Raw genomic sequence first — 17511 nt, 5'->3', positions numbered from 1 at the left:
TGGGCCGCGCTCAACCGTGGCGAATACCAGGCCGGCGAGTTCAAGCGCATCGGCAAGGGCGGTCGTGAGGTCTGGATCCTCGCCTCCTACAATCCGCTCCTCGATGAGAACGGCAAACCCTTCGGCGTCGCCAAATTCGCCACCGAAGTCACGGCCGAGAAGCTGAAGACCGCCGATCTCGCCGGTCAGATCGCGGCGATCGAGAAGGCGCAGGCGGTGATCGAGTTTAACATGGACGGCTCGGTCATCACCGCGAATGCCAACTTCCTGAGCGCGCTCGGGTACTCGTTGGCCGAGATCAAGGGCAAGCATCACGGCATGTTTGTCGAGTCGTCGGAGCGCGATGGCAATGGCTATCGCGAGTTCTGGGCGGCGCTCAACCGCGGTCAGTACCAGGCGGCCGAATACAAGCGCATCGGCAAGGGCGGCAAAGAGGTCTACATCCAGGCTTCCTACAACCCGATCATGAATCTCAACGGCAAGCCGTTCAAGGTCGTGAAATATGCGACCGATGTCACGAAGCAGGTGCTGGTCCGCATGGGCAACGAGCGCGTTCGCGGCATGATGGAATCGGTCGCCGCGGGTTCCGAGGAGCTGAACGCCTCGGTGCGGGAGATCTCCGAGGCCATGACCAAATCGCGCGAGACGGCGATGAGCGCGGTCGATCAGGTCGCCGCCGCCGACGCCCAGGCCCAGCGCCTCACTGAAGCGGCGCTGGCGATGAGCGGGATCGTCGAGCTCATCAACAACATCACCGGGCAGATCAACCTCCTGGCACTTAACGCCACCATCGAATCTGCCCGCGCCGGCGAAGCCGGTCGCGGCTTCGCGGTGGTCGCCTCGGAGGTCAAGAGCCTCGCTAACCAGGCCAAGCAGGCGACCGACAAGATCGGTGCCGAGATCGGCAGCCTCAACGGCATCTCCGGCGACGTCGTCACCGCCTTGGCTTCGATCAAAACGGCTATCAACAACGTCAGCGAATATGTGACGTCGACGGCCGCGGCAATCGAAGAGCAAAGCACGGTGACCAACGAGATGTCGACCAGCATGCAGCGCGCCGCAGCGGAAGCCGCCGCGATGGCCGCTGGTGCATGATCTTCGCGCAGACCGCGTTGACGGTCTGCTACGGGATTTGCAAGGCCGGCATGGTCGGCACGATCGAGCGAGTCCAATGTCGACGCATTGGCGCAGTAGCCGTGCGGGAATCAAAAGGCGATGTTGCGGGCGGCAGCGGCGCCGGGGACGCGCCCGCTTCTTAGCCCAATCGCGCCTCGCTCAGATCGTCTGGCCGCCGGACACCTCGATCCGCTGCGCCGTGACCCAACGATTGTCGGGACCGAGCAGGCTCGCGACCATCGGTCCGATATCGTCGGGCAAACCGACGCGGCCCAGTGCGGTCATCTGCGCAAATTGGTTGTTCAAATCCGGCATGTCCCGAACCGCGCCGCCGAGAAAATCGGTTTCGATCGCGCCCGGCGCAACGACGTTGGCCGTGATGCCGCGTCCACCAAATTCCTTGGCCATGTAGACGGTCAGAACCTCGATGGCGCCCTTCGCAGCCGCGTAGGCGGAAAATCCCGGAAACGAGACGCGCGTCAGCCCGCTGGAGAAGTTGATGATCCGGCCCTGGTCGGCGAGCAAGGGTAGCAAGGCCTGCGTCAGGAAGAATGGTCCTTTGACGTGCGTGGCGAACAGGGCGTCGAATTGTTGCTCCGTCGTCTCTGCGATTGCAGCCATCTCGCCCTGGCCAGCATTGTTGACGAGGTGATCGAATCTCTCGGCGCGCCAATGCTCCGCCAACGCGGATCGAACTTTTGTGACGAACGCGGGAAAGCTCGACACGGCAGTGACGTCAAGCTCCAGCGCGACGGCCCTTGCGGCCGAGCGCTTCGATTTCTGCGACGACGTCGCGTGCTGCGGCGGCCCCGCTGCGATAGGTCACGATCACATCGCCGCCGTGACGTGCGACGGCGATGGCGGTGTTGCGGCCAAGGCCGCGGCTGGCGCCGGTGACGAGAGAAATGGTGGGCATCGGAAATTCCTCGAAGCGTTGCGGTGATCTCCGTTTGCCTGCGATCGACCCTCCGGTGTTGCCGGATCCTCGGAGTGTCTTGCCCAACACTCCGGGATCCGGCGACGGCGGACTTGCCCAAAACTCCTGATTTTCTGCCTGAACGGCCGGTGCCGATTGCTTGGGCGCCGGGCTCGGCCTAAAATTGGCGCGTGACCGAAACGCTGCTCCAGATCGCCAGTCGTTATTCCGCGGCTCACGCCGACGACAAGGGCATCGCCTCCAGGCCCTTCGCCGGCGTCTCGATCATCCGCGAGACCGCGCCGAGTGCGCTCCTGTACGCAATCTCCAGGCCTCTGGTCGCACTGGTCTTGCAAGGCGCCAAACGTGTGGCGACCGGCCGGACGTCCTTCGACTTCGGTGCAGGCGATTCCTTGTTGATTGCGAGTGATGTGCCGACGGTCAGCCAGATCACGCGCGCGACGGCGACCGCGCCTTATCTTTCGCTCGTCGTCGAGCTCGACCCCACAATCATCGAGGGGCTGGTGGTCGAGATGGGTTCGCTCCCGTTCATTCCGTCCCGGCCGCTGCGGGTCGAGCCGACAGAGCAGGAACTCGCGGACGCAGCGCTCCGGCTGTTGCGCCTGATCGACCGTCCCTCGGCTTTGCCGATCTTGCGCGGCCAGCTGATGCGAGAGCTTCATTATTGGCTGTTGGCCGGCCGCCACGGTGGAGCCATCAGGGCGCTCGGAATTGCCGATAGCCATGCACAGCGGATCGGCCGCGCGGTTGCGCTCATTCGTGCCGGCTATGCCAAGCCGTTGCGCGTCGATCGATTGGCCAAGGCCGCGGCGATGAGCCCATCGGCATTTCACGCGCACTTCCGGAGCGTCACTTCGCTGACTCCGCTACAGTTTCAGAAACAGCTTCGCCTGATCGAAGCCCGCCGCGCGATGCTGGCTGACGGTGCGCAGATAGCGACCGCGGCTCATCAGGTCGGCTACGAAAGCATCACGCAGTTCACGCGAGAATATTCCCGGCTGTTCGGCATGCCGCCTGGGCGCGACATGCGCGAGGCGAAGCGGCGGATTGAATCGGCGGCTTGATGAGTTCCCCAATGGCGACGGTTGACAGACTCTACATCCTCGACGGCGGCATTGCGCAGGTCTCGGACGGTTCGATCTATTCTCCGGGCGTCAATGTCGGCGTCCCCATGACGTTGAGCTGCAATGCCTATCTCGTCAGTCATCGTGGCGAATGGCTGATCTGGGATACGGGAATCGAGGATGAGCTATCGAAGCATCCGGAAGGACGCATCATCGCCCATGGCATACGCGGCATCGTGCGTCGTCCCATCGCGGATCAATTGGACGAAATCGGGGTGAGGCCCCGCGATATCAGCACGATCCTGCTTTCCCACGCGCATTTCGATCATATCGGAAATGTCGATCTGTTCGAGAATGCAAGATGGATCGCCCAGCGGGCTGAATTCGAGGCCATGTTCGGACCGGACCCTGAAGAATTCGGCTATTCGCTACAGCATTACAAAGCGTTGAAGCAGCGGCCTTACGAGATCGTCGATGGTGACCACGACGTATTCGGCGACGGCGCTGTGCGCATGATCTTCACGCCGGGCCATACCCTCGGGCATTGCTCGCTGATGGTGAGGCTACCGCGGCGCGGCGCTGTGCTGCTGAGCGGCGACGTCGCGCACAATCGCGAGAACCTCCGGCACATGCGCGTGCCGTCCTTCAATGCCGACCCGCAGGCAACGGTCGCGTCCGTGGCCAAAGTGGTCGAGCTGCTTCGCTCCGAGAATGCCGAGATCTGGATCAATCACGATACGGCTGAGAGCGACGAGCTGCCTCACGCGCCAGACTGGATCGTGTAAGCGCGCGTCACCGCGGCACGATCGCGGCACGATCGAGCGATTCCAGCGTCGAGGCATTGGCGCAGAAGCCGTGGTAGTTCTCCACGGCGGTGCCGTCGGCCAGCTCGCGATCGCACTGGGCCTTGTGGCTGCAAAGTGCGCACACCCGCTCCATGTCGCGCAGCAGCAGCGGATGCGCGCGGCCGAGCCCTTCGGCGCTGATGCCGAGCTGCTCGAGCATCTTCGGCAGCTCGTCGGCGGAGTGCTTGCCGTGACGGACCAGCTCCTCCAGATCGTCAGGCGCGATCCGCAAGTCTTGCGCGATCCGGTCGAAATCGGCCCGGTCGAGCTGCCGGATCTCGTTCAGCTCGCGGCGATGCTTCAGCCAGCTTGCAAAGGACTCGATGAGGTCCTGGACAATGGGATAAGGCCTGGTTGCGGTGCTCATGCGAAGCTCCATTCGAACGGCGGAATTGGAGCAAGACTAGGCACAATGGTGCAGGTGCGCGTTGCGCTGGATCAAATTGAAATCCAGTGTCCCGGACGCGCTGCAGCGTGTCGGCGACGGGTGCAACGTGATCGCCTGTCAGGCGCAAATCCTTCCACATCGTCATGGCCGGGCTTGACCCGGCCATCCACGCCTTACCGGGTAGCGCGAAGAACGTGGATGCCCGGGACAAGCCCGGGCATGACGACCTTTTACGAAGTTTCTACGCGGTTTCCCCAGGGCACAGGGGAGAGTTACCCAAACCGCTCCGCCGCCCACGCATACAGGCTGCCCGGGATCGGCTTCTCGCCGCCGCGGCCCTTGGGCGAGATGTGCAGGCCGATGATGTCGCGGTCGGTGACGAGGCCGAGATAGCTCGAGGGATCGAAGAACAGCTTTGGCTCGGCATGCACGGCGTAGAACGATTGCTTCGGCAGTGCGTTTTGCAGCTCGCCGGTCCGACGCGCGAGCGCGGTGAGTGCTGCCGGCCCGAAGATCGCGACGCGGATGTCGGAGAGGCGGTTCGAGCCGCCGCGCAGGCGGCGCATCGCAAACGTGACGCGATGGCGCAACGACAGCCAATTCGGCGTCAGCTCCTCCTGCTCCATCAGCTCTTCGAAGGCGGCAACGATGCCGTGTTCGGGCGGAAGGTAAATCACGGAGTTGCCGAGCTGGCGTGGCCGCTCCCACGCGAAGTAGGGCTTTGCCGGATCGATCTCGACCGGCCTGAGCAGCAGCACGTCGGCGTCGAGCCAGAGGCCGAGGCCCTTCGCCATCAGCTTCATGCGGAAGAAGTCGCTGAACTGAAGCGTGGTCCAGTCGCGCCAGCTGCCGTCCGGCTGCGGCGGTCGCAATCGTTCGGAGAACGCATGCGGCAGGATCGCCTCGGCATCCGCATTCGCGATGCCTGCGGGCAGGCCGGGAATGGTGTCGAAGCTGTAGACCGTGACCTTATGGCCGGCAGCCAGCTGCGAGCGCAGACAGGTCTGGCGCAGGGCGTCCATTGGGCCGTGCCAGAAGGTGACGATGTCGGGCAACATGGGCGCAAGCTATAGAGGACAACGCTGGCAAAGAAAAAGCCCCGGCGCTGTCAGCACCGGGGCTCGAACAAAACTTGAGATCAGGCCCAGGCGCGTTCGCGCTTGAGCTTGTCCTCATAGGTGTCGATCGAGGCCTTCTTCTCCATCGTCAGGCCGATGTCGTCGAGGCCGTTGATCAGGCAGTGCTTGCGGAACGGGTCGATCTCGAACTTGACCTTGCCGCCGTCGGGGCCGCGGATCTCCTGGTTCGGCAGGTCGATCGTCAGCGTCGCGTTGGCGCCGCGCTCGGCGTCGTCGAACAGCTTGTCGAGGTCTTCCTGGGCCACGCGGATCGGCAGAATGCCGTTCTTGAAGCAGTTGTTGTAGAAGATATCGCCGAACGAGGTCGAGATCACGCAGCGGATGCCGAAGTCGAGCAGTGCCCAGGGCGCGTGCTCGCGGCTCGAGCCGCAGCCGAAATTGTCGCCGGCAACCAGCACCTTCGCATTGCGATAGGCGGGTTGGTTGAGGACGAAATCGGGATTCTCGCTGCCGTCGTCTTTGTAGCGCTGCTCGGAGAAGAGCCCCTTGCCAAGGCCGGTGCGCTTGATGGTCTTGAGGTACTGCTTCGGAATGATCATGTCGGTGTCGACATTGATGATCTTCAGCGGCGCCGCGACGCCTTCCAGCGTGGTGAACTTGTCCATGGTTGCGCTTTCCCGGGGTGGTCTAGGGAACCGGTATTTATCGCGATCGGGGCCCGAATCCTAGGCCGAATTCGGCAGATCTCGTCTGTCTAACCGGGCTCTTGAGCCTCGATCGCGGCCATATCGTCGTCCGACAGGCCGAAATGATGGCCGATCTCGTGGATCAGGACGTGGCGGACGATATGGCCGAGGCTTTCGTCGTGCTCGGCCCAGTAATCCAGGATCGGCCGGCGGTAGAGCCAGACCATGTTGGGCAGCCGCGCCACGTCGCCGAAACTCTGCTGCGGCAGGCCGACGCCCTGGAACAGGCCGAGCAGGTCGAACTCGCTCTCGCATGCCATCTCGTCCAGGACCTCCTCGGTGGGGAAGTCGTCGACGCGGATGATCACGCCCTCGCACAGCCTACGAAACCCCGCCGGCAGGCGTTCGAACACTTCGTGCGCCATCGCTTCCATCTCGGCCAGCGAGGGCGCTTTCAATTCCGTCCACATGGGCTTCTCATAGCGTGGGTTTCGCGGCGATGCATCCGGCTTTATAAGCGCGGCGAGGTTGACGGGCGCCGTCAAAACGGGGAGCGTAGGGCCTCGAAGTGGACGTTCAAATGGGCGGAAAAATGCGAGCGAAAACAGCGCTGACGCTACTGTGCATGGGGTTGTTTTCGCAGTTTTGCGTTGGCGCGGAGGCCCAGACCGCGGCTCCCGGGATCAGGCTGGCCCAGGCAGCCTCGCGAGACGATCTCCCGGCGCCGCGCAAGCGGCCCCCGGCGCGCCTGCGCGTCACGCCCTATTACACTCCGGATGGCGTCTATCCGCGCTACAACCCGGGTCCCGATGCGGTCCGCGAGTGCAACGCCACCTATGTGCAGGAATATCGCCCCAGCGGCACGGTGATCGTGCCGCATATGAGCTGCTACTGGCGCCGGGGCTGATACGAACGCCGTGCCCGTCGCGCGCCTGAGGCGGAGGTCGTCATGACGAGATGGTTCGCGTTGGCGGTTGCCGTCGGGCTTGCCGCAGGCCTGCCTCACGCGTCCGCAGCGCACAGGGTGACGAAGCTGCCCGATGCGTCGGCCGGGCGCGCGGTGTTCGACGGGCGCCGACATGTGCGGTCCGACGTCGTGCGATACGCTCCGCGTCCTGATCCGCATTACTACGCGCGGCCTGTCTACTACCGCCCTTATGCTTACGGCGTGCCCGCACCGTTCGTGCTGGGCTTCGGGCCGTGGTGGTGACATCGCGACACGACACCGGACCCGTCGTTCATTCATGAGGCATTCACGTCGCTGTCCCTAATTTAATCTTGGGAGCGACCGCCAATGAACAGGGATGACGCGCGCCGGAAACGAGCGTCGCAACTCCGCTGTCCAGATTCAGGGAGAAGTCCATGCTGAGAATATTGGGTCTCAGGGCAAGCCCGATGCGCTTGCTCGGGATTGCGGCCGCCGCGACGCTGATGCTGTCGGCCGGGACCACGCGTCCTGCTGAAGCGATGACCCCGATCAATCCGACGGCGTTGCCGGCGGCAAAGGCCGCAAGCGACGACATGATCCCGGTTCGCCACGGTGGCGGCGGCGGACACGGCGGCGGCGGTCATGGCGGCGGCTTCCATGGTGGAGGCGGCTTCCACGGCGGCGGAGGGCATATCGGTGGCTTCCGCAGCGGTGGTTTCCACGCGGGTGGCTTCCGCGCCGCGCCCGCCTTTCATGGCGGCGGCTATCGCTACGGCGGAGTTCGCCACTATGGCGGAGGCGGATTCCATCGCTACGGCATCTATCGCCCCGCCTATTACGGCCATCGCCATTTCCACCGGCGCTACTATGGCGGCTACTATCCCTATTACAGCCATCCGCGCCGCTGCCGGGTCATCTGGACCTATTACGGCCCGCGCCGCGTCTGCCGCTGGCATCGCTGGCACCATCCGTATCGCTATTGGTAATGTGAGTTGCTGCTAGCTCCGCACGCGTCATGGCCGGGCTTGTCCCGGCCATCCACGTTCTCCGGGCTTGTGCAGAAAGTTCGTGGATGCCCGGGACAAGCCCGGCCATGACGGAGGATGTGGCTAGAGCCAATCCTTCAGTTTCCACGTCGCCGACGTCCAGCGCGTGAGGTTCTCCAGCTTCCACTGCTTGAACATCGCCGGCGGCCAGCGGCTGAGCTTCGAGGCCTCCTCGACCTCGGGCCTGGCGATCATCCGCAGCGGTGCCGCGCGCCGCCGATGCTGGGGCGTCGCCGCGCTGATCAGATCGACATATTCAGGTTTGCCGGCCATGAGCTCGTGTCCTCGCGAAACCCTCGCGAGGACGCAGTGTCGGCGCTGCCGATTAACGGCGGTTTGCCGCGATCGCTCAAATTGCAGCGAGCAGCTTACCGCCACTCCCTGATATCGACGAAGTGACCCGCGATCGCCGCGGCTGCGGCCATCGCCGGCGACACCAGATGGGTCCGCCCCTTGAAGCCCTGGCGGCCCTCGAAATTGCGGTTCGAGGTCGAGGCGCAGCGCTCCTCCGGAGCCAGCTTGTCCGGGTTCATCGCGAGGCACATCGAGCAACCGGGCTCGCGCCATTCGAAGCCGGCCTTGATGAAAATCTTGTCCAGACCTTCAGCCTCGGCCTGCTCCTTCACGAGGCCGGAGCCCGGCACGACCATGGCGTTGACGCCGCCTGCGACCTGCTTGCCTTCCGCGATCTTGGCGGCGGCGCGTAAGTCCTCGATACGGCCGTTGGTGCAGGAGCCGATGAAGATGCGGTCGAGCTTGATGTCGGTGATCTTCGTCCCCGCGGTCAGGCCCATATATTTCAGCGCGCGGTGCTTCGACAGGCGCTTGGCCTCGTCCGCGATCTTGTCGGGATCCGGCACGCTGCCGGTGACCGAGATGACGTCCTCAGGCGAAGTGCCCCAGGTCACGATCGGCGGCAGCTTCGCTGCATCGAGCCGCAGCTCGTGGTCGAAATGCGCGCCTTCGTCGGAGCGCAACTTCTCCCAGTAACGCATCGCCGCGTCCCAATCCGCGCCCTTCGGCGCCTTCGGACGATCGCGCAGAAAGTCGAACGCCTTCTGATCCGGCGCGACCAGGCCGGCGCGCGCGCCGCCTTCGATCGACATGTTGCAGACCGTCATGCGGCCTTCCATGCTGAGCGCGCGGATCGCGTCGCCGGCGTATTCGAGCACGTAGCCGGTGCCGCCCGCGGTGCCGATCTCGCCGATGATCGCGAGGATGATGTCCTTGCCCGTCACGCCGTCCGGCAATTTGCCGTCGACGGTGACGCGCATGTTCTTTGCCTTCTTCTGGATCAGCGTCTGCGTCGCCAGCACGTGCTCGACCTCCGAGGTGCCGATGCCGTGCGCGAGCGCGCCGAACGCACCATGCGTCGAGGTGTGGCTGTCACCGCAGACAATGGTGGTGCCGGGCAGCGTAAATCCCTGCTCGGGTCCGATGACGTGGACGACGCCCTGACGCTTGTCGAACTCGTCATAATATTCGATGCCGAATTCCTTGGCGTTGTCGGCCAGTGCCTTGATCTGCTCGATGCTTTCAGGGTCGGGGTTCGGCTTGGTGCGGTCCGTGGTCGGCACGTTGTGATCGACGACGGCCAGCGTCTTCTCCGGAGCGTGGACCTTGCGCCCGGTGGCGCGCAGGCCTTCGAACGCCTGCGGTGAAGTGACCTCATGCACCAGATGGCGATCGATATAGAGCAGGCAGGTGCCGTCCTCGGCTTCGTGCACCAGATGGTCGTTCCAGATCTTGTCGTACAATGTGGTCGGCTTGGACATGAGCATCAGCTCCAGGAATGTTGTGTAGAGCGGGTTGCGCGGCTGGCGCGCGGGGCAACAAAATCGTCAGCGCAGCTTTTAGGCTGCGCGCGTAAGCTCTGACGTTGCCGAGGTCGCGAAGCGTCCGAAGAACCGGCCGGGCAGCCGCGAGCGATCGTCGATGACGACGCGCTTGACGGGCGAGGGGCTGGTCAAATCTGGAAACATTCCAAGAATATATAGCAGGCCGAATTGGAATCGCGAGGGCTTTGACGCGCACGGCTGGCGCAACAAAAAAGCGCGGGGTTTGGCCCCGCGCTCTCGGTAACTCGCCTGTAAGCGGAGCTTACTCGTTGACGGCAGCAGCCGGGCGGTCCTGCTTCTTCTCGACGATGCGGGCCGACTTGCCGCGAAGGTTGCGGAGATAATAGAGCTTGGCGCGACGCACCTTGCCGCGGCGCACCACCTTGATCGAGTCGATCATCGGCGACATCACCGGGAACACGCGCTCCACGCCTTCGCCGTACGAAATCTTGCGTACCGTGAAGCTCTCGTTGAGACCGCCGCCGGAACGGCCGATGCAAACGCCTTCATAGGCCTGCACGCGGGTGCGGTCGCCTTCGACGACCTTCACGTTGACGATCACGGTGTCGCCGGGACCGAACTCCGGAATCTCCTTGGTGGCGGAGAGCTTGTCGAATTGCTCTTTTTCGAGCTGTTGGATCAGGTTCATGGGTAAATCTCCATCGGCGCGCCCAGCCTTGGAAAACGGGGGCTGCGCGAAATTCGTTTATCCAGCCATTGCGGATGTGGCCGCTGCTATAAGGCAAGCCGGAGCGTTTGTCACCCGTCTGTCTTGTTTTTTGGCGTTTTTTGGCGTCCGGCCCGATTCGGGACTTTGCTCGGAATTTGGGCCCACATATCCGGTCGCCGGGCCGCCGTCAGGGCCTCGGATTCCGCCCGCCGCCAGCTGGCGACCTTGGCATGGTCACCGGAGGTCAGAATCTCCGGGATCGGAACCCCCTCGAACAGCTGCGGCCGGGTGTATTGGGGGTATTCGAGCAGGCCGTCGGAGAAGCTCTCTTCGGTTCCCGAGGCCTCCTTGCCCATCACGCCCGGCAGCAGCCGAACACAGGCGTCGATCAGGGCCAGGGCCGCGATTTCCCCGCCGGAGAGCACGTAATCCCCGATCGAGACCTCCTCCAGGCCCCGCCCGTCGATCACGCGCTGGTCCACCCCCTCGAACCGTCCGCAGACGATCAGGGGACCCGGGCCCTTGGCCAGTTCCAGGACGCGGGCCTGGGTCAATGGCCGCCCCCTCGGGCTCATCAGCAATTTTGGCCGGTTCTGCTCGCTTTCGGCGGCATCGATGGCGGCCGCCAGAACATCGGCCCGAAGCACCATGCCCGGGCCGCCGCCGGCCGGGGTGTCATCGACGCTGCGGTGGCGGTCCTTGGCCGAGGCCCGGATGTCCCGCGCCTCCAGCTCCCAGAGCCGGCCAGCCAGCGCCCGGCCGGCCAGGCTCACGCCCAGCGGCCCCGGAAACATCTCCGGAAACAGCGTCAGCACGGTCGCGCGCCAGGGTGAGGGATTGGTCATCGGATCTCAGTTATTGTCGTCCCAGACAAGCGGAGCGCAGATCCGGGACCCATAACCACCGCATTTCGTTTTGCGACGGCTGGAGCGATCAGCTTAGCTAAAAATTCTGGCCTGTGGTTATGGGTCCCGGCCCTCCGTGCGCAAGTTGCGCACTAGGCCGGGACGACTCGGGGAGGAATCCTCCTCCGTGTCTTCTGCCTCGATCTCCTGCGGCAGCGCGATCACGACGCGGCCGCCGGCGATGTCGACCTCCGGCACCACCGCGTCCGTGAACGGCAGCAGCATCGTGGTGCCCTTGGGCGGCGCGATCTCGATGATGTCGCCGGCGCCGAAATTGTGGATCGCGAGCACGCGGCCGAGCGCATCGCCCGCCGTGGTGACGGCGGCGAGCCCGATCAGATCGGTGTGGTAATATTCGCCCTCGTCCGTCGCGGGCAGCTTTTCGCGCGCGACGTAGAGCTCGATGCCGTTGAGGCGCTCGGCCTCATCGCGGGTCGTGACGCCCTTGAACGTCGCAACCAGATGATCCTTGGCCGCGCGCGCCGTTGCGACCTCGAACTGGCGCTTGCCGTCCTTGGACGAGAGCAGACCGTAAGTCCGCACGGCAAATGGATCTTCCGTGAAGGTCCACAGCTTGACCGCGCCGCGCACGCCATGCGCGGCGCCGATCCGCGCGACGCAGACCAGCGCCGGCATGATCTGGCCTTAACCCTTCGCGGCGGCTTCGGCCTGCGCCTTGCGCTCCTTGCGCGGCACGGCCTTCTCCGGATTGTTGCGCACTTCGCGCTTCTTGACGCCGGCTGCGTCGAGGAAGCGGGACACGCGGTCGGACGGCTGCGCGCCCTTGGCGAGCCAGGCCTTCACCTTGTCCATGTCGAGCTTCAGACGGGTCTCGTTATCCTTCGGCAGCAGCGGGTTGAAATAACCGAGACGCTCGATGAAGCGGCCATCGCGGGGAAAGCGCGAATCGGCGACGACGACGTGATAGACGGGGCGCTTCTTGGTGCCTGCACGGGCGAGACGGATAACGACGGACATCTAAGTTCTCCTTCAAAGTACGTTTTGTTCGGTTGATTGGTATTCCGCGTTGCGCGAGACCGTTGCGATCTCCCGCGACGAATTCCTCATTTCTTCTTGCCCGGAAAACCGCCGAGACCCGGCAGCATCGGCTTGCCGCTCAGCCCGGTCAGGCCCGGAACATTCGGCAGACCCTGGCGCAGCCCGGGCGGCAAATCCTTCGGCAGGCTGGGCAGACCTTGTCCGCCGCCGCCCTGCATCTTCTCCTGCAGCGCCTTCATCTCTTCCGGCGAAGGCGGCTTCATGCCGCCGCCAAAGCCCATCGCCTGCGCAATGCCGGCGAGCGGACCGCGCTTGCCGGAGCCCATGGCCTTCATCATATCGGCCATGTTCCGGTGCATCTTCAGCAGCTTGTTGACCTGCTCGACGCTCTGGCCGGAACCTGCGGCGATGCGCTTCTTGCGGCTGGCCTTGAGCAGATCGGGATGACGGCGCTCGTCGCGCGTCATGGAATCGATCACCGCGACCTGGCGCTTCAAGATCTTGTCATCGATGCCGGCGGCCGCGATCTGGTTCTTCATCTTGGCGATGCCGGGCATCATGCCCATCAGGCCGCTGATGCCGCCCATATTGGCCATCTGCGACAGCTGCTCGCGCATGTCGTTGAGGTCGAACTGACCCTTGCGCATCCGCTCGGCGGTGCGTGCGGCCTTTTCGGCATCGATGTTGGCGGCAGCGCGTTCGACCAGCGACACCACATCGCCCATGCCGAGGATGCGGCCGGCGATACGGTCGGGATGGAAATCCTCCAGCGCATCGGTCTTTTCACCGGTGCCGAGCAGCTTGATCGGCTTGCCTGTCACTGCACGCATCGACAGCGCGGCGCCGCCGCGGCCGTCGCCGTCGACGCGGGTCAGCACGATGCCGGTGAGGCCGACGCGCTCGTCGAAGGCGCGGGCGAGATTGACGGCGTCCTGGCCGGTGAGGCTGTCTGCCACCAGCAGCACTTCATGCGGATTGGCGGCGGCTTTGATCGCCGCTGCTTCGGCCATCATCTCTTCGTCGAGCGTGGTGCGGCCGGCGGTGTCGAGCAGCACGACGTCGTAGCCGCCGAGCTTGCCGGCCTCCAGCGCGCGCTTCGCGATCTGCGCCGGCTGCTGGCCTGCGACGATCGGCAGCGTCGGAATGTCGAGATCGCGGCCCAGGACGGCCAGCTGCTCCATCGCCGCGGGACGGTAGATGTCCAGCGAGGCCATCAGCACCTTGCGCTTGTCGCGCTGGACCATGCGACGGGCGAGCTTGGCGGTGGTGGTGGTTTTGCCGGAGCCTTGCAGGCCGACCATCATGATCGGCACCGGCGGCACGGAATTGATATCGATGGTCTGGCTTTCGGCGCCGAGCGTGTTGATCAGCTCGTCATGGACGATCTTGACCACCATCTGGCCTGGCGTCACCGACTTGACGACGGTAGCGCCGATCGCCTGCTCGCGGACCCGCTCGGTGAAGCTGCGCACTACTTCGAGCGCGACGTCGGCTTCCAGCAGCGCGCGGCGCACCTCGCGCATCGCGGCGTCGACGTCCTTTTCGGTCAGCGCACCGCGCCCCGTCAGACGATCGAGAATGCCGCCAAGCCGTTCCGACAGATTGTCGAACAATGCCGTTGTCCCTTGTCCTGCCTACGCAGGGTTGCCGTATTCACCGTCGTCATGCGCCGGCTTGACCGGGGGCATCCAGTACGCCGCGGCGCGTCGGCTCAAGCCGAGCTGCCTCTGGAATACTGGATCCCCCGCCTTCGCGGGATGACACCTTCGCGAAGCGATCTTCCAAACACCTTTACGCCCGAGGGCGCACAGCGCTGTCGGGCGTTGGCCTCTGGCCTCCGGGGCCAGTGGGCGGGTCGAAAAGAAAGCCTTTCCGAGAAAGTGGCCGGGTTAAACGCCGCTCCCGCCCGAAAGTCAAGGAAAGTTAGGGTGGCCGGGGCCGCTTTGGAAGGCAAAGCCTTGAAAAGATGAACTTTCCGGCGGCGGGTTCCTTTTCCGCAGGCCCCGCCCATATAGCGCTGATGTCCTGCCCCTTCGACCATCCCTGAAGCCAGATCCGTGCCGATCACCCGCCGCCGCCTTTTCGGACTGCTCGTCGGTGCCAGCGCATTGGTCGGCGTACCCTCCCTTTGGATGTCCCGCATGAAAACCTATGACGGCCCGGTCTCCGACCATTTCGACGGCCTGAACTTCTTCGATCCGGACGGCGCGCCGCCGAAATCGCTTCGTGAGGTCCTGCGCTGGCAATTCGGCGGCAAGCGGCAGCGCGCGACCTGGCCGGACTGGGCGCCGAGCCCTCATGCCGACACCCCGCCGGACCGCGTTGATGGCGACAAGGTGCGGCTGTCCTTCGTCGGCCACGCCAGCTGGCTGATCCAGACCGGCGGCCTCAACATCCTCGTCGATCCCGTCTGGTCGACGCGGGTCTCACCCGTCAGCTTTGCCGGGCCGAAGCGGCACAACGATCCCGGCATTGCCTTCGATCATTTGCCGAAGATCGATATCGTGCTGGTCTCGCACGGCCATTACGATCATCTCGACACGGCGACGTTGTCGCGGCTCGCCAAGAATTTTGCCCCGCGTGTGGTGACCCCGCTCGGCAATGACGTCACGATGCGCAGTACCGATGCGACGATCAAGGTGGACGCGTTCGACTGGCACGATCGCGTCGAGCTCGGCGGCGGCATCGCCGTGACGCTGGTGCCGACCCGGCACTGGTCGGCGCGCGGGATGTTCGATCGCAACAAGGCGCTATGGGCGAGTTTCGTGCTGGAGACGCCTGCGGGGAAAATCTACGTCGTCTGCGATTCCGGCTATGGCGATGGCGGGCATTTCCGCCGCGTCGCCGAGAAGCATGGGCCGTTGCGTCTGGCGATCCTCCCGATCGGCGCCTACGAGCCGCGCTGGTTCATGCGCGATCAGCACATGAACCCGGAAGATGCGGTGAAGGCGCTGGCGGATTGCGGCGCGCAGGAAGCGCTCGGGCATCACCACGGCACGTTTCAGCTGACCGATGAAGCGATCGATGCGCCGGCGAAGGCGCTGGTCGAGGCGCTCGATGCCGCGAAGGTTCCGCAGGAGCGGTTCGTGGCAATGAAGCCGGGGCAGGTGGTGGAGATCTGACGCCTCCGTGCGATTTATCTCCGCTGTCGTCCCGGACAAGCGGAGCGCAGATCCGGGACCCATAGCCGCAGGGAGAAGTTTGGCGAAGATTCTGAGTTACCTGTGTCGCGTCACAACCACTCCCTGTGGTTATGGGTCCCGGCCTGCGCCGGGACGACACCGTTGTGGTGGCCGGCAGTGTGCCTCGTACGGCCTAGGGCCCCGCCTTGATCGCCCAGCTCAGATTCACCGTCACTGCCAGCGTCTCTTCGCCCGGCGCGACCGCGGCCTGCGGTGCGGCCATGGGAGCTGCGGCCATGCGTCCCTTGAACAGCGGCATCGGGGCGCCGCCTTCGGACACGCTGAGCGGCGCGCCGAGCGTGACGCCGGTGGCCTTGGCGTAGATCTCCGCTTTGCGGCGGGCGTCTGCGACAGCCTTCTCGCGGGCATCGTCGAGCAGTTTCGAGGCCTGCGTCACCTCGAAGGAGATGTTGCCGATGTCGTTGGCGCCGGCGCCGACCAGCGTGTCGATGATGGCAGCGACCTTGGTCACGTCGCGGATCTTTACGGTGACGCGGTTAGAGGCGCGGAAGCCGACCACCGGCGAGGCGCCGGTGGATTTGTTCTGGCCGTATTGCGGCTGCAGCGACAGCCGCGAGGTCTGGTAATCCTTCTCGTCAATGCCTGCGCCCTTCAGCGCCAGCAGCACCTTGCCCATGGCGGCGTTGTTGGCGTCGGAAGCTTCCTTCGCAGACTTGGCGTCGTTGGCGACGCCGGCGTCGATCTGCGCGAGATCAGGCGCGGCGGAGACCGTGGCTTCGCCGCTCACCGAAATCGCCGACGGAAAATCGTCGGCGAGCGCAGGCGTTGCCAGCAGCGCGGCGGCAAAGGACGTAACGAGGGAGGTCAAAAGGATGGCAGGCTTGTTCATGGGTCTCACTTCAGCGGCACGAAAACATTGATCACGAGCTTGTCCTCGGCCGTCTTCAGAGGATCGGTGAGGTATTCCTCGATGAAGGTGTCCTTGGCTTCCAGCTTCTTGTCGTCGAGGTGATTGGTGATCGCCTCGTAGGTGTTGTCCATGTTGTCGTAGGAGCCGCGATGGACGAATTTCAGCGCCTTGCCCTCGGGCGATTTACCGACGCTCATGTCCTTGGGCAGGTTCTTCGGGTCCTGCTCGACCGGGATCTCGGCAAGGAAGGTGAAGCCGGTATCGTCGGTCGAGGTGTAGACGATCATCGCATTGCCGGCGGGCTTGATGCCCTGCTTGTCCAGAAGCGTGTTCAGCGCCTTGAAGGCGTCGATCAGCGTGTCGAAGGCCGAGTCCCAATTGGCAGTGCCCTTGACCATCACGACCTTCTTGGGCTCGAGCGTGGTCTCCTGGCCGAAGGGATCGGCGCTCTGCACGGGAGCCGGCGTCGCGGCCGCAGCGGGCGGCGGGGCGGCGGGGCTGGGTGAGGCACTGGCAGCGGGCGATGGCGAGGTTGCAGGGGACGTGGCAGGGGACGTTGCGGGGCTTGGTGAGGCGCTTGCCGCCGGCGAGGGCGTAGCCACGGGTGCGGGTGAGGCACTTGCCGCGGGGGCGGGCGAAGCAGACGGGGCCGGCGAGGGGCTCGCCGATGCGGCCGGCGCCGGGCTCGGCGTTTGGGCCAGCGTGGCGGACAGAGTAAACGACAAGGCCGCTGCCGGGATCAGCGCGGCCAAAGCGAGACGACGAAACCTGAACATTTTTATTCTCCCCAATAGCTTATCCGCCAAGGCCTTACGTCCCCGAAGCCTCAACCCCGGCCGCATGTCCCGGATCGCGCGAATTTCGCCGTTCTAACACGCGAGCGCCGAATTCGTCCCATGACAGATGCGTCATGGCAGCGTCCTGGCTCTTGTCGGCAAATCACTGGCCAAGAGGGCC

20 protein-coding genes and 1 pseudogene are annotated in these 17511 nt (G+C 64.5%); 7 read left to right on the top strand and 14 right to left on the bottom strand.

The genetic code is table 11. The features are described 5' to 3' along the window. On the top strand, positions 1 to 1095 hold a 1095-nt coding region (locus tag AC0L27_RS32370; RefSeq protein ID WP_473321750.1), incomplete at its 5' end, for a methyl-accepting chemotaxis protein. Positions 1096 to 1275: 180 nt separating this feature from the next. Here the strand turns inward: AC0L27_RS32370 and AC0L27_RS32365 are convergent. Then, positions 1276 to 2032 (bottom strand): annotated as a pseudogene (locus AC0L27_RS32365) (SDR family NAD(P)-dependent oxidoreductase). A 191-nt stretch (positions 2033 to 2223) separates the two neighbouring features. On the opposite strand from AC0L27_RS32365, the gene AC0L27_RS32360 reads away from it, so the two are divergent. Both AC0L27_RS32360 and AC0L27_RS32355 read left to right on the top strand, forming a co-directional pair. After that, a complete protein-coding gene (locus tag AC0L27_RS32360) occupies positions 2224 to 3117 on the top strand; it encodes an AraC family transcriptional regulator (RefSeq protein ID WP_354209681.1) in 894 nt (297 codons plus the stop codon). An 11-nt stretch (positions 3118 to 3128) separates the two neighbouring features. Then, positions 3129 to 3902: an N-acyl homoserine lactonase family protein gene (locus tag AC0L27_RS32355; protein WP_354209680.1), complete on the top strand. Its 774-nt coding sequence runs from the start codon at positions 3129 to 3131 to the stop codon at positions 3900 to 3902. Positions 3903 to 3909: 7 nt separating this feature from the next. Here the strand turns inward: AC0L27_RS32355 and AC0L27_RS32350 are convergent, their stop codons facing one another. From AC0L27_RS32350 to AC0L27_RS32335, 4 genes are all read right to left on the bottom strand, one after another. Continuing rightward, the gene (locus tag AC0L27_RS32350; protein ID WP_354209679.1) at positions 3910 to 4329 is read right to left on the bottom strand and encodes a hypothetical protein; all 420 of its coding nucleotides are present in this window, start codon (positions 4327 to 4329) and stop codon (positions 3910 to 3912) included. Between the two features lie 293 nt (positions 4330 to 4622). Next, positions 4623 to 5408, bottom strand: a complete 786-nt coding sequence (locus tag AC0L27_RS32345) for a glycosyltransferase family 32 protein (protein ID WP_354209678.1) — start codon at positions 5406 to 5408, stop codon at positions 4623 to 4625. Positions 5409 to 5488: 80 nt separating this feature from the next. Beyond that, positions 5489 to 6094 carry a 3-isopropylmalate dehydratase small subunit gene (gene leuD, locus AC0L27_RS32340; protein ID WP_018459795.1) on the bottom strand — a complete coding sequence of 202 codons (606 nt, stop codon included), beginning with the start codon at positions 6092 to 6094 and terminating at the stop codon, positions 5489 to 5491. Between the two features lie 89 nt (positions 6095 to 6183). Next, on the bottom strand, positions 6184 to 6585 hold the full coding sequence (locus AC0L27_RS32335; protein ID WP_275174620.1) for a metallopeptidase family protein: 402 nt from the start codon (positions 6583 to 6585) through the stop codon (positions 6184 to 6186). Positions 6586 to 6740: 155 nt separating this feature from the next. Here AC0L27_RS32335 and AC0L27_RS32330 point away from each other — a divergent pair, with 155 nt between their 5' ends. The 3 genes from AC0L27_RS32330 (at position 6741) to AC0L27_RS32320 (ending at position 8029) form a co-directional block, all read left to right on the top strand. Then, entirely contained in the window at positions 6741 to 7022 is a 282-nt protein-coding gene (locus tag AC0L27_RS32330) for a hypothetical protein (RefSeq protein WP_354065026.1), read from the top strand. 42 nt (positions 7023 to 7064) lie between these two features. Further along, on the top strand, positions 7065 to 7325 hold the full coding sequence (locus AC0L27_RS32325) for a hypothetical protein (protein ID WP_354209677.1): 261 nt from the start codon (positions 7065 to 7067) through the stop codon (positions 7323 to 7325). 152 nt (positions 7326 to 7477) lie between these two features. Continuing rightward, positions 7478 to 8029: a hypothetical protein gene (locus tag AC0L27_RS32320; protein WP_354209676.1), complete on the top strand. Its 552-nt coding sequence runs from the start codon at positions 7478 to 7480 to the stop codon at positions 8027 to 8029. A gap of 123 nt (positions 8030 to 8152) precedes the next feature. Here the strand turns inward: AC0L27_RS32320 and AC0L27_RS32315 are convergent, their stop codons facing one another. The 7 genes from AC0L27_RS32315 to ffh all read right to left on the bottom strand — a co-directional run bounded on the left by AC0L27_RS32315 (position 8153) and on the right by ffh (position 14114). Continuing rightward, positions 8153 to 8362 (bottom strand): hypothetical protein, encoded by a 210-nt coding sequence (locus AC0L27_RS32315; protein ID WP_275174623.1) that lies wholly within the window; start codon positions 8360 to 8362, stop codon positions 8153 to 8155. 95 nt (positions 8363 to 8457) lie between these two features. After that, the gene (gene leuC / locus AC0L27_RS32310; RefSeq protein ID WP_275174624.1) at positions 8458 to 9864 is read right to left on the bottom strand and encodes a 3-isopropylmalate dehydratase large subunit; all 1407 of its coding nucleotides are present in this window, start codon (positions 9862 to 9864) and stop codon (positions 8458 to 8460) included. A 325-nt stretch (positions 9865 to 10189) separates the two neighbouring features. Then, the gene (gene rplS / locus AC0L27_RS32305; protein ID WP_354209675.1) at positions 10190 to 10576 is read right to left on the bottom strand and encodes a 50S ribosomal protein L19; all 387 of its coding nucleotides are present in this window, start codon (positions 10574 to 10576) and stop codon (positions 10190 to 10192) included. 110 nt (positions 10577 to 10686) lie between these two features. Next, complete coding sequence (gene trmD / locus AC0L27_RS32300) at positions 10687 to 11442, bottom strand: tRNA (guanosine(37)-N1)-methyltransferase TrmD (protein ID WP_354209674.1); 756 nt, start codon at positions 11440 to 11442, stop codon at positions 10687 to 10689. A gap of 117 nt (positions 11443 to 11559) precedes the next feature. Continuing rightward, positions 11560 to 12138, bottom strand: a complete 579-nt coding sequence (gene rimM, locus AC0L27_RS32295) for a ribosome maturation factor RimM (RefSeq protein ID WP_354209673.1) — start codon at positions 12136 to 12138, stop codon at positions 11560 to 11562. Positions 12139 to 12147: 9 nt separating this feature from the next. Continuing rightward, positions 12148 to 12480 (bottom strand): 30S ribosomal protein S16, encoded by a 333-nt coding sequence (rpsP, locus tag AC0L27_RS32290; protein WP_007598827.1) that lies wholly within the window; start codon positions 12478 to 12480, stop codon positions 12148 to 12150. A gap of 86 nt (positions 12481 to 12566) precedes the next feature. Next, positions 12567 to 14114, bottom strand: a complete 1548-nt coding sequence (gene ffh / locus AC0L27_RS32285) for a signal recognition particle protein (RefSeq protein ID WP_027514978.1) — start codon at positions 14112 to 14114, stop codon at positions 12567 to 12569. A gap of 444 nt (positions 14115 to 14558) precedes the next feature. On the opposite strand from ffh, the gene AC0L27_RS32280 reads away from it, so the two are divergent. Next, positions 14559 to 15623 (top strand): MBL fold metallo-hydrolase, encoded by a 1065-nt coding sequence (locus AC0L27_RS32280; RefSeq protein ID WP_354209672.1) that lies wholly within the window; start codon positions 14559 to 14561, stop codon positions 15621 to 15623. Between the two features lie 193 nt (positions 15624 to 15816). On the opposite strand, the gene AC0L27_RS32275 is transcribed toward AC0L27_RS32280, so the two are convergent. Next, positions 15817 to 16533 carry an SIMPL domain-containing protein gene (locus tag AC0L27_RS32275; protein ID WP_354209671.1) on the bottom strand — a complete coding sequence of 239 codons (717 nt, stop codon included), beginning with the start codon at positions 16531 to 16533 and terminating at the stop codon, positions 15817 to 15819. A gap of 5 nt (positions 16534 to 16538) precedes the next feature. Next, on the bottom strand, positions 16539 to 17330 hold the full coding sequence (locus tag AC0L27_RS32270) for a GyrI-like domain-containing protein (RefSeq protein ID WP_354209670.1): 792 nt from the start codon (positions 17328 to 17330) through the stop codon (positions 16539 to 16541). Between the last annotated feature and the right edge of the window lie 181 nt (positions 17331 to 17511).

Source organism: Bradyrhizobium sp. Ken51, from assembly GCF_055807435.1.
Note: the sequence above shows the minus strand (reverse complement) of the source record. Positions and strands in the feature narration are given on the sequence as shown.

What these genes read in the sequence shown, in the direction of transcription:
- AC0L27_RS32345 (WP_354209678.1), bottom strand. Translation starts at nt 5,408, where the DNA reads ATGTTGCCCGACATCGTCACCTTCTGGCACGGCCCAATGGACGCCCTG.
- AC0L27_RS32275 (WP_354209671.1), bottom strand. Translation starts at nt 16,533, where the DNA reads ATGAACAAGCCTGCCATCCTTTTGACCTCCCTCGTTACGTCCTTTGCC.
- trmD (WP_354209674.1), bottom strand. Translation starts at nt 11,442, where the DNA reads ATGACCAATCCCTCACCCTGGCGCGCGACCGTGCTGACGCTGTTTCCG.
- AC0L27_RS32315 (WP_275174623.1), bottom strand. Translation starts at nt 8,362, where the DNA reads ATGGCCGGCAAACCTGAATATGTCGATCTGATCAGCGCGGCGACGCCC.
- leuD (WP_018459795.1), bottom strand. Translation starts at nt 6,094, where the DNA reads ATGGACAAGTTCACCACGCTGGAAGGCGTCGCGGCGCCGCTGAAGATC.
- rpsP (WP_007598827.1), bottom strand. Translation starts at nt 12,480, where the DNA reads ATGTCCGTCGTTATCCGTCTCGCCCGTGCAGGCACCAAGAAGCGCCCC.
- AC0L27_RS32325 (WP_354209677.1), top strand. Translation starts at nt 7,065, where the DNA reads ATGACGAGATGGTTCGCGTTGGCGGTTGCCGTCGGGCTTGCCGCAGGC.
- AC0L27_RS32330 (WP_354065026.1), top strand. Translation starts at nt 6,741, where the DNA reads ATGGGGTTGTTTTCGCAGTTTTGCGTTGGCGCGGAGGCCCAGACCGCG.
- AC0L27_RS32355 (WP_354209680.1), top strand. Translation starts at nt 3,129, where the DNA reads ATGGCGACGGTTGACAGACTCTACATCCTCGACGGCGGCATTGCGCAG.
- AC0L27_RS32270 (WP_354209670.1), bottom strand. Translation starts at nt 17,330, where the DNA reads ATGTTCAGGTTTCGTCGTCTCGCTTTGGCCGCGCTGATCCCGGCAGCG.
- AC0L27_RS32320 (WP_354209676.1), top strand. Translation starts at nt 7,478, where the DNA reads ATGCTGAGAATATTGGGTCTCAGGGCAAGCCCGATGCGCTTGCTCGGG.
- leuC (WP_275174624.1), bottom strand. Translation starts at nt 9,864, where the DNA reads ATGTCCAAGCCGACCACATTGTACGACAAGATCTGGAACGACCATCTG.
- rimM (WP_354209673.1), bottom strand. Translation starts at nt 12,138, where the DNA reads ATGCCGGCGCTGGTCTGCGTCGCGCGGATCGGCGCCGCGCATGGCGTG.
- AC0L27_RS32335 (WP_275174620.1), bottom strand. Translation starts at nt 6,585, where the DNA reads ATGTGGACGGAATTGAAAGCGCCCTCGCTGGCCGAGATGGAAGCGATG.
- AC0L27_RS32350 (WP_354209679.1), bottom strand. Translation starts at nt 4,329, where the DNA reads ATGAGCACCGCAACCAGGCCTTATCCCATTGTCCAGGACCTCATCGAG.
- rplS (WP_354209675.1), bottom strand. Translation starts at nt 10,576, where the DNA reads ATGAACCTGATCCAACAGCTCGAAAAAGAGCAATTCGACAAGCTCTCC.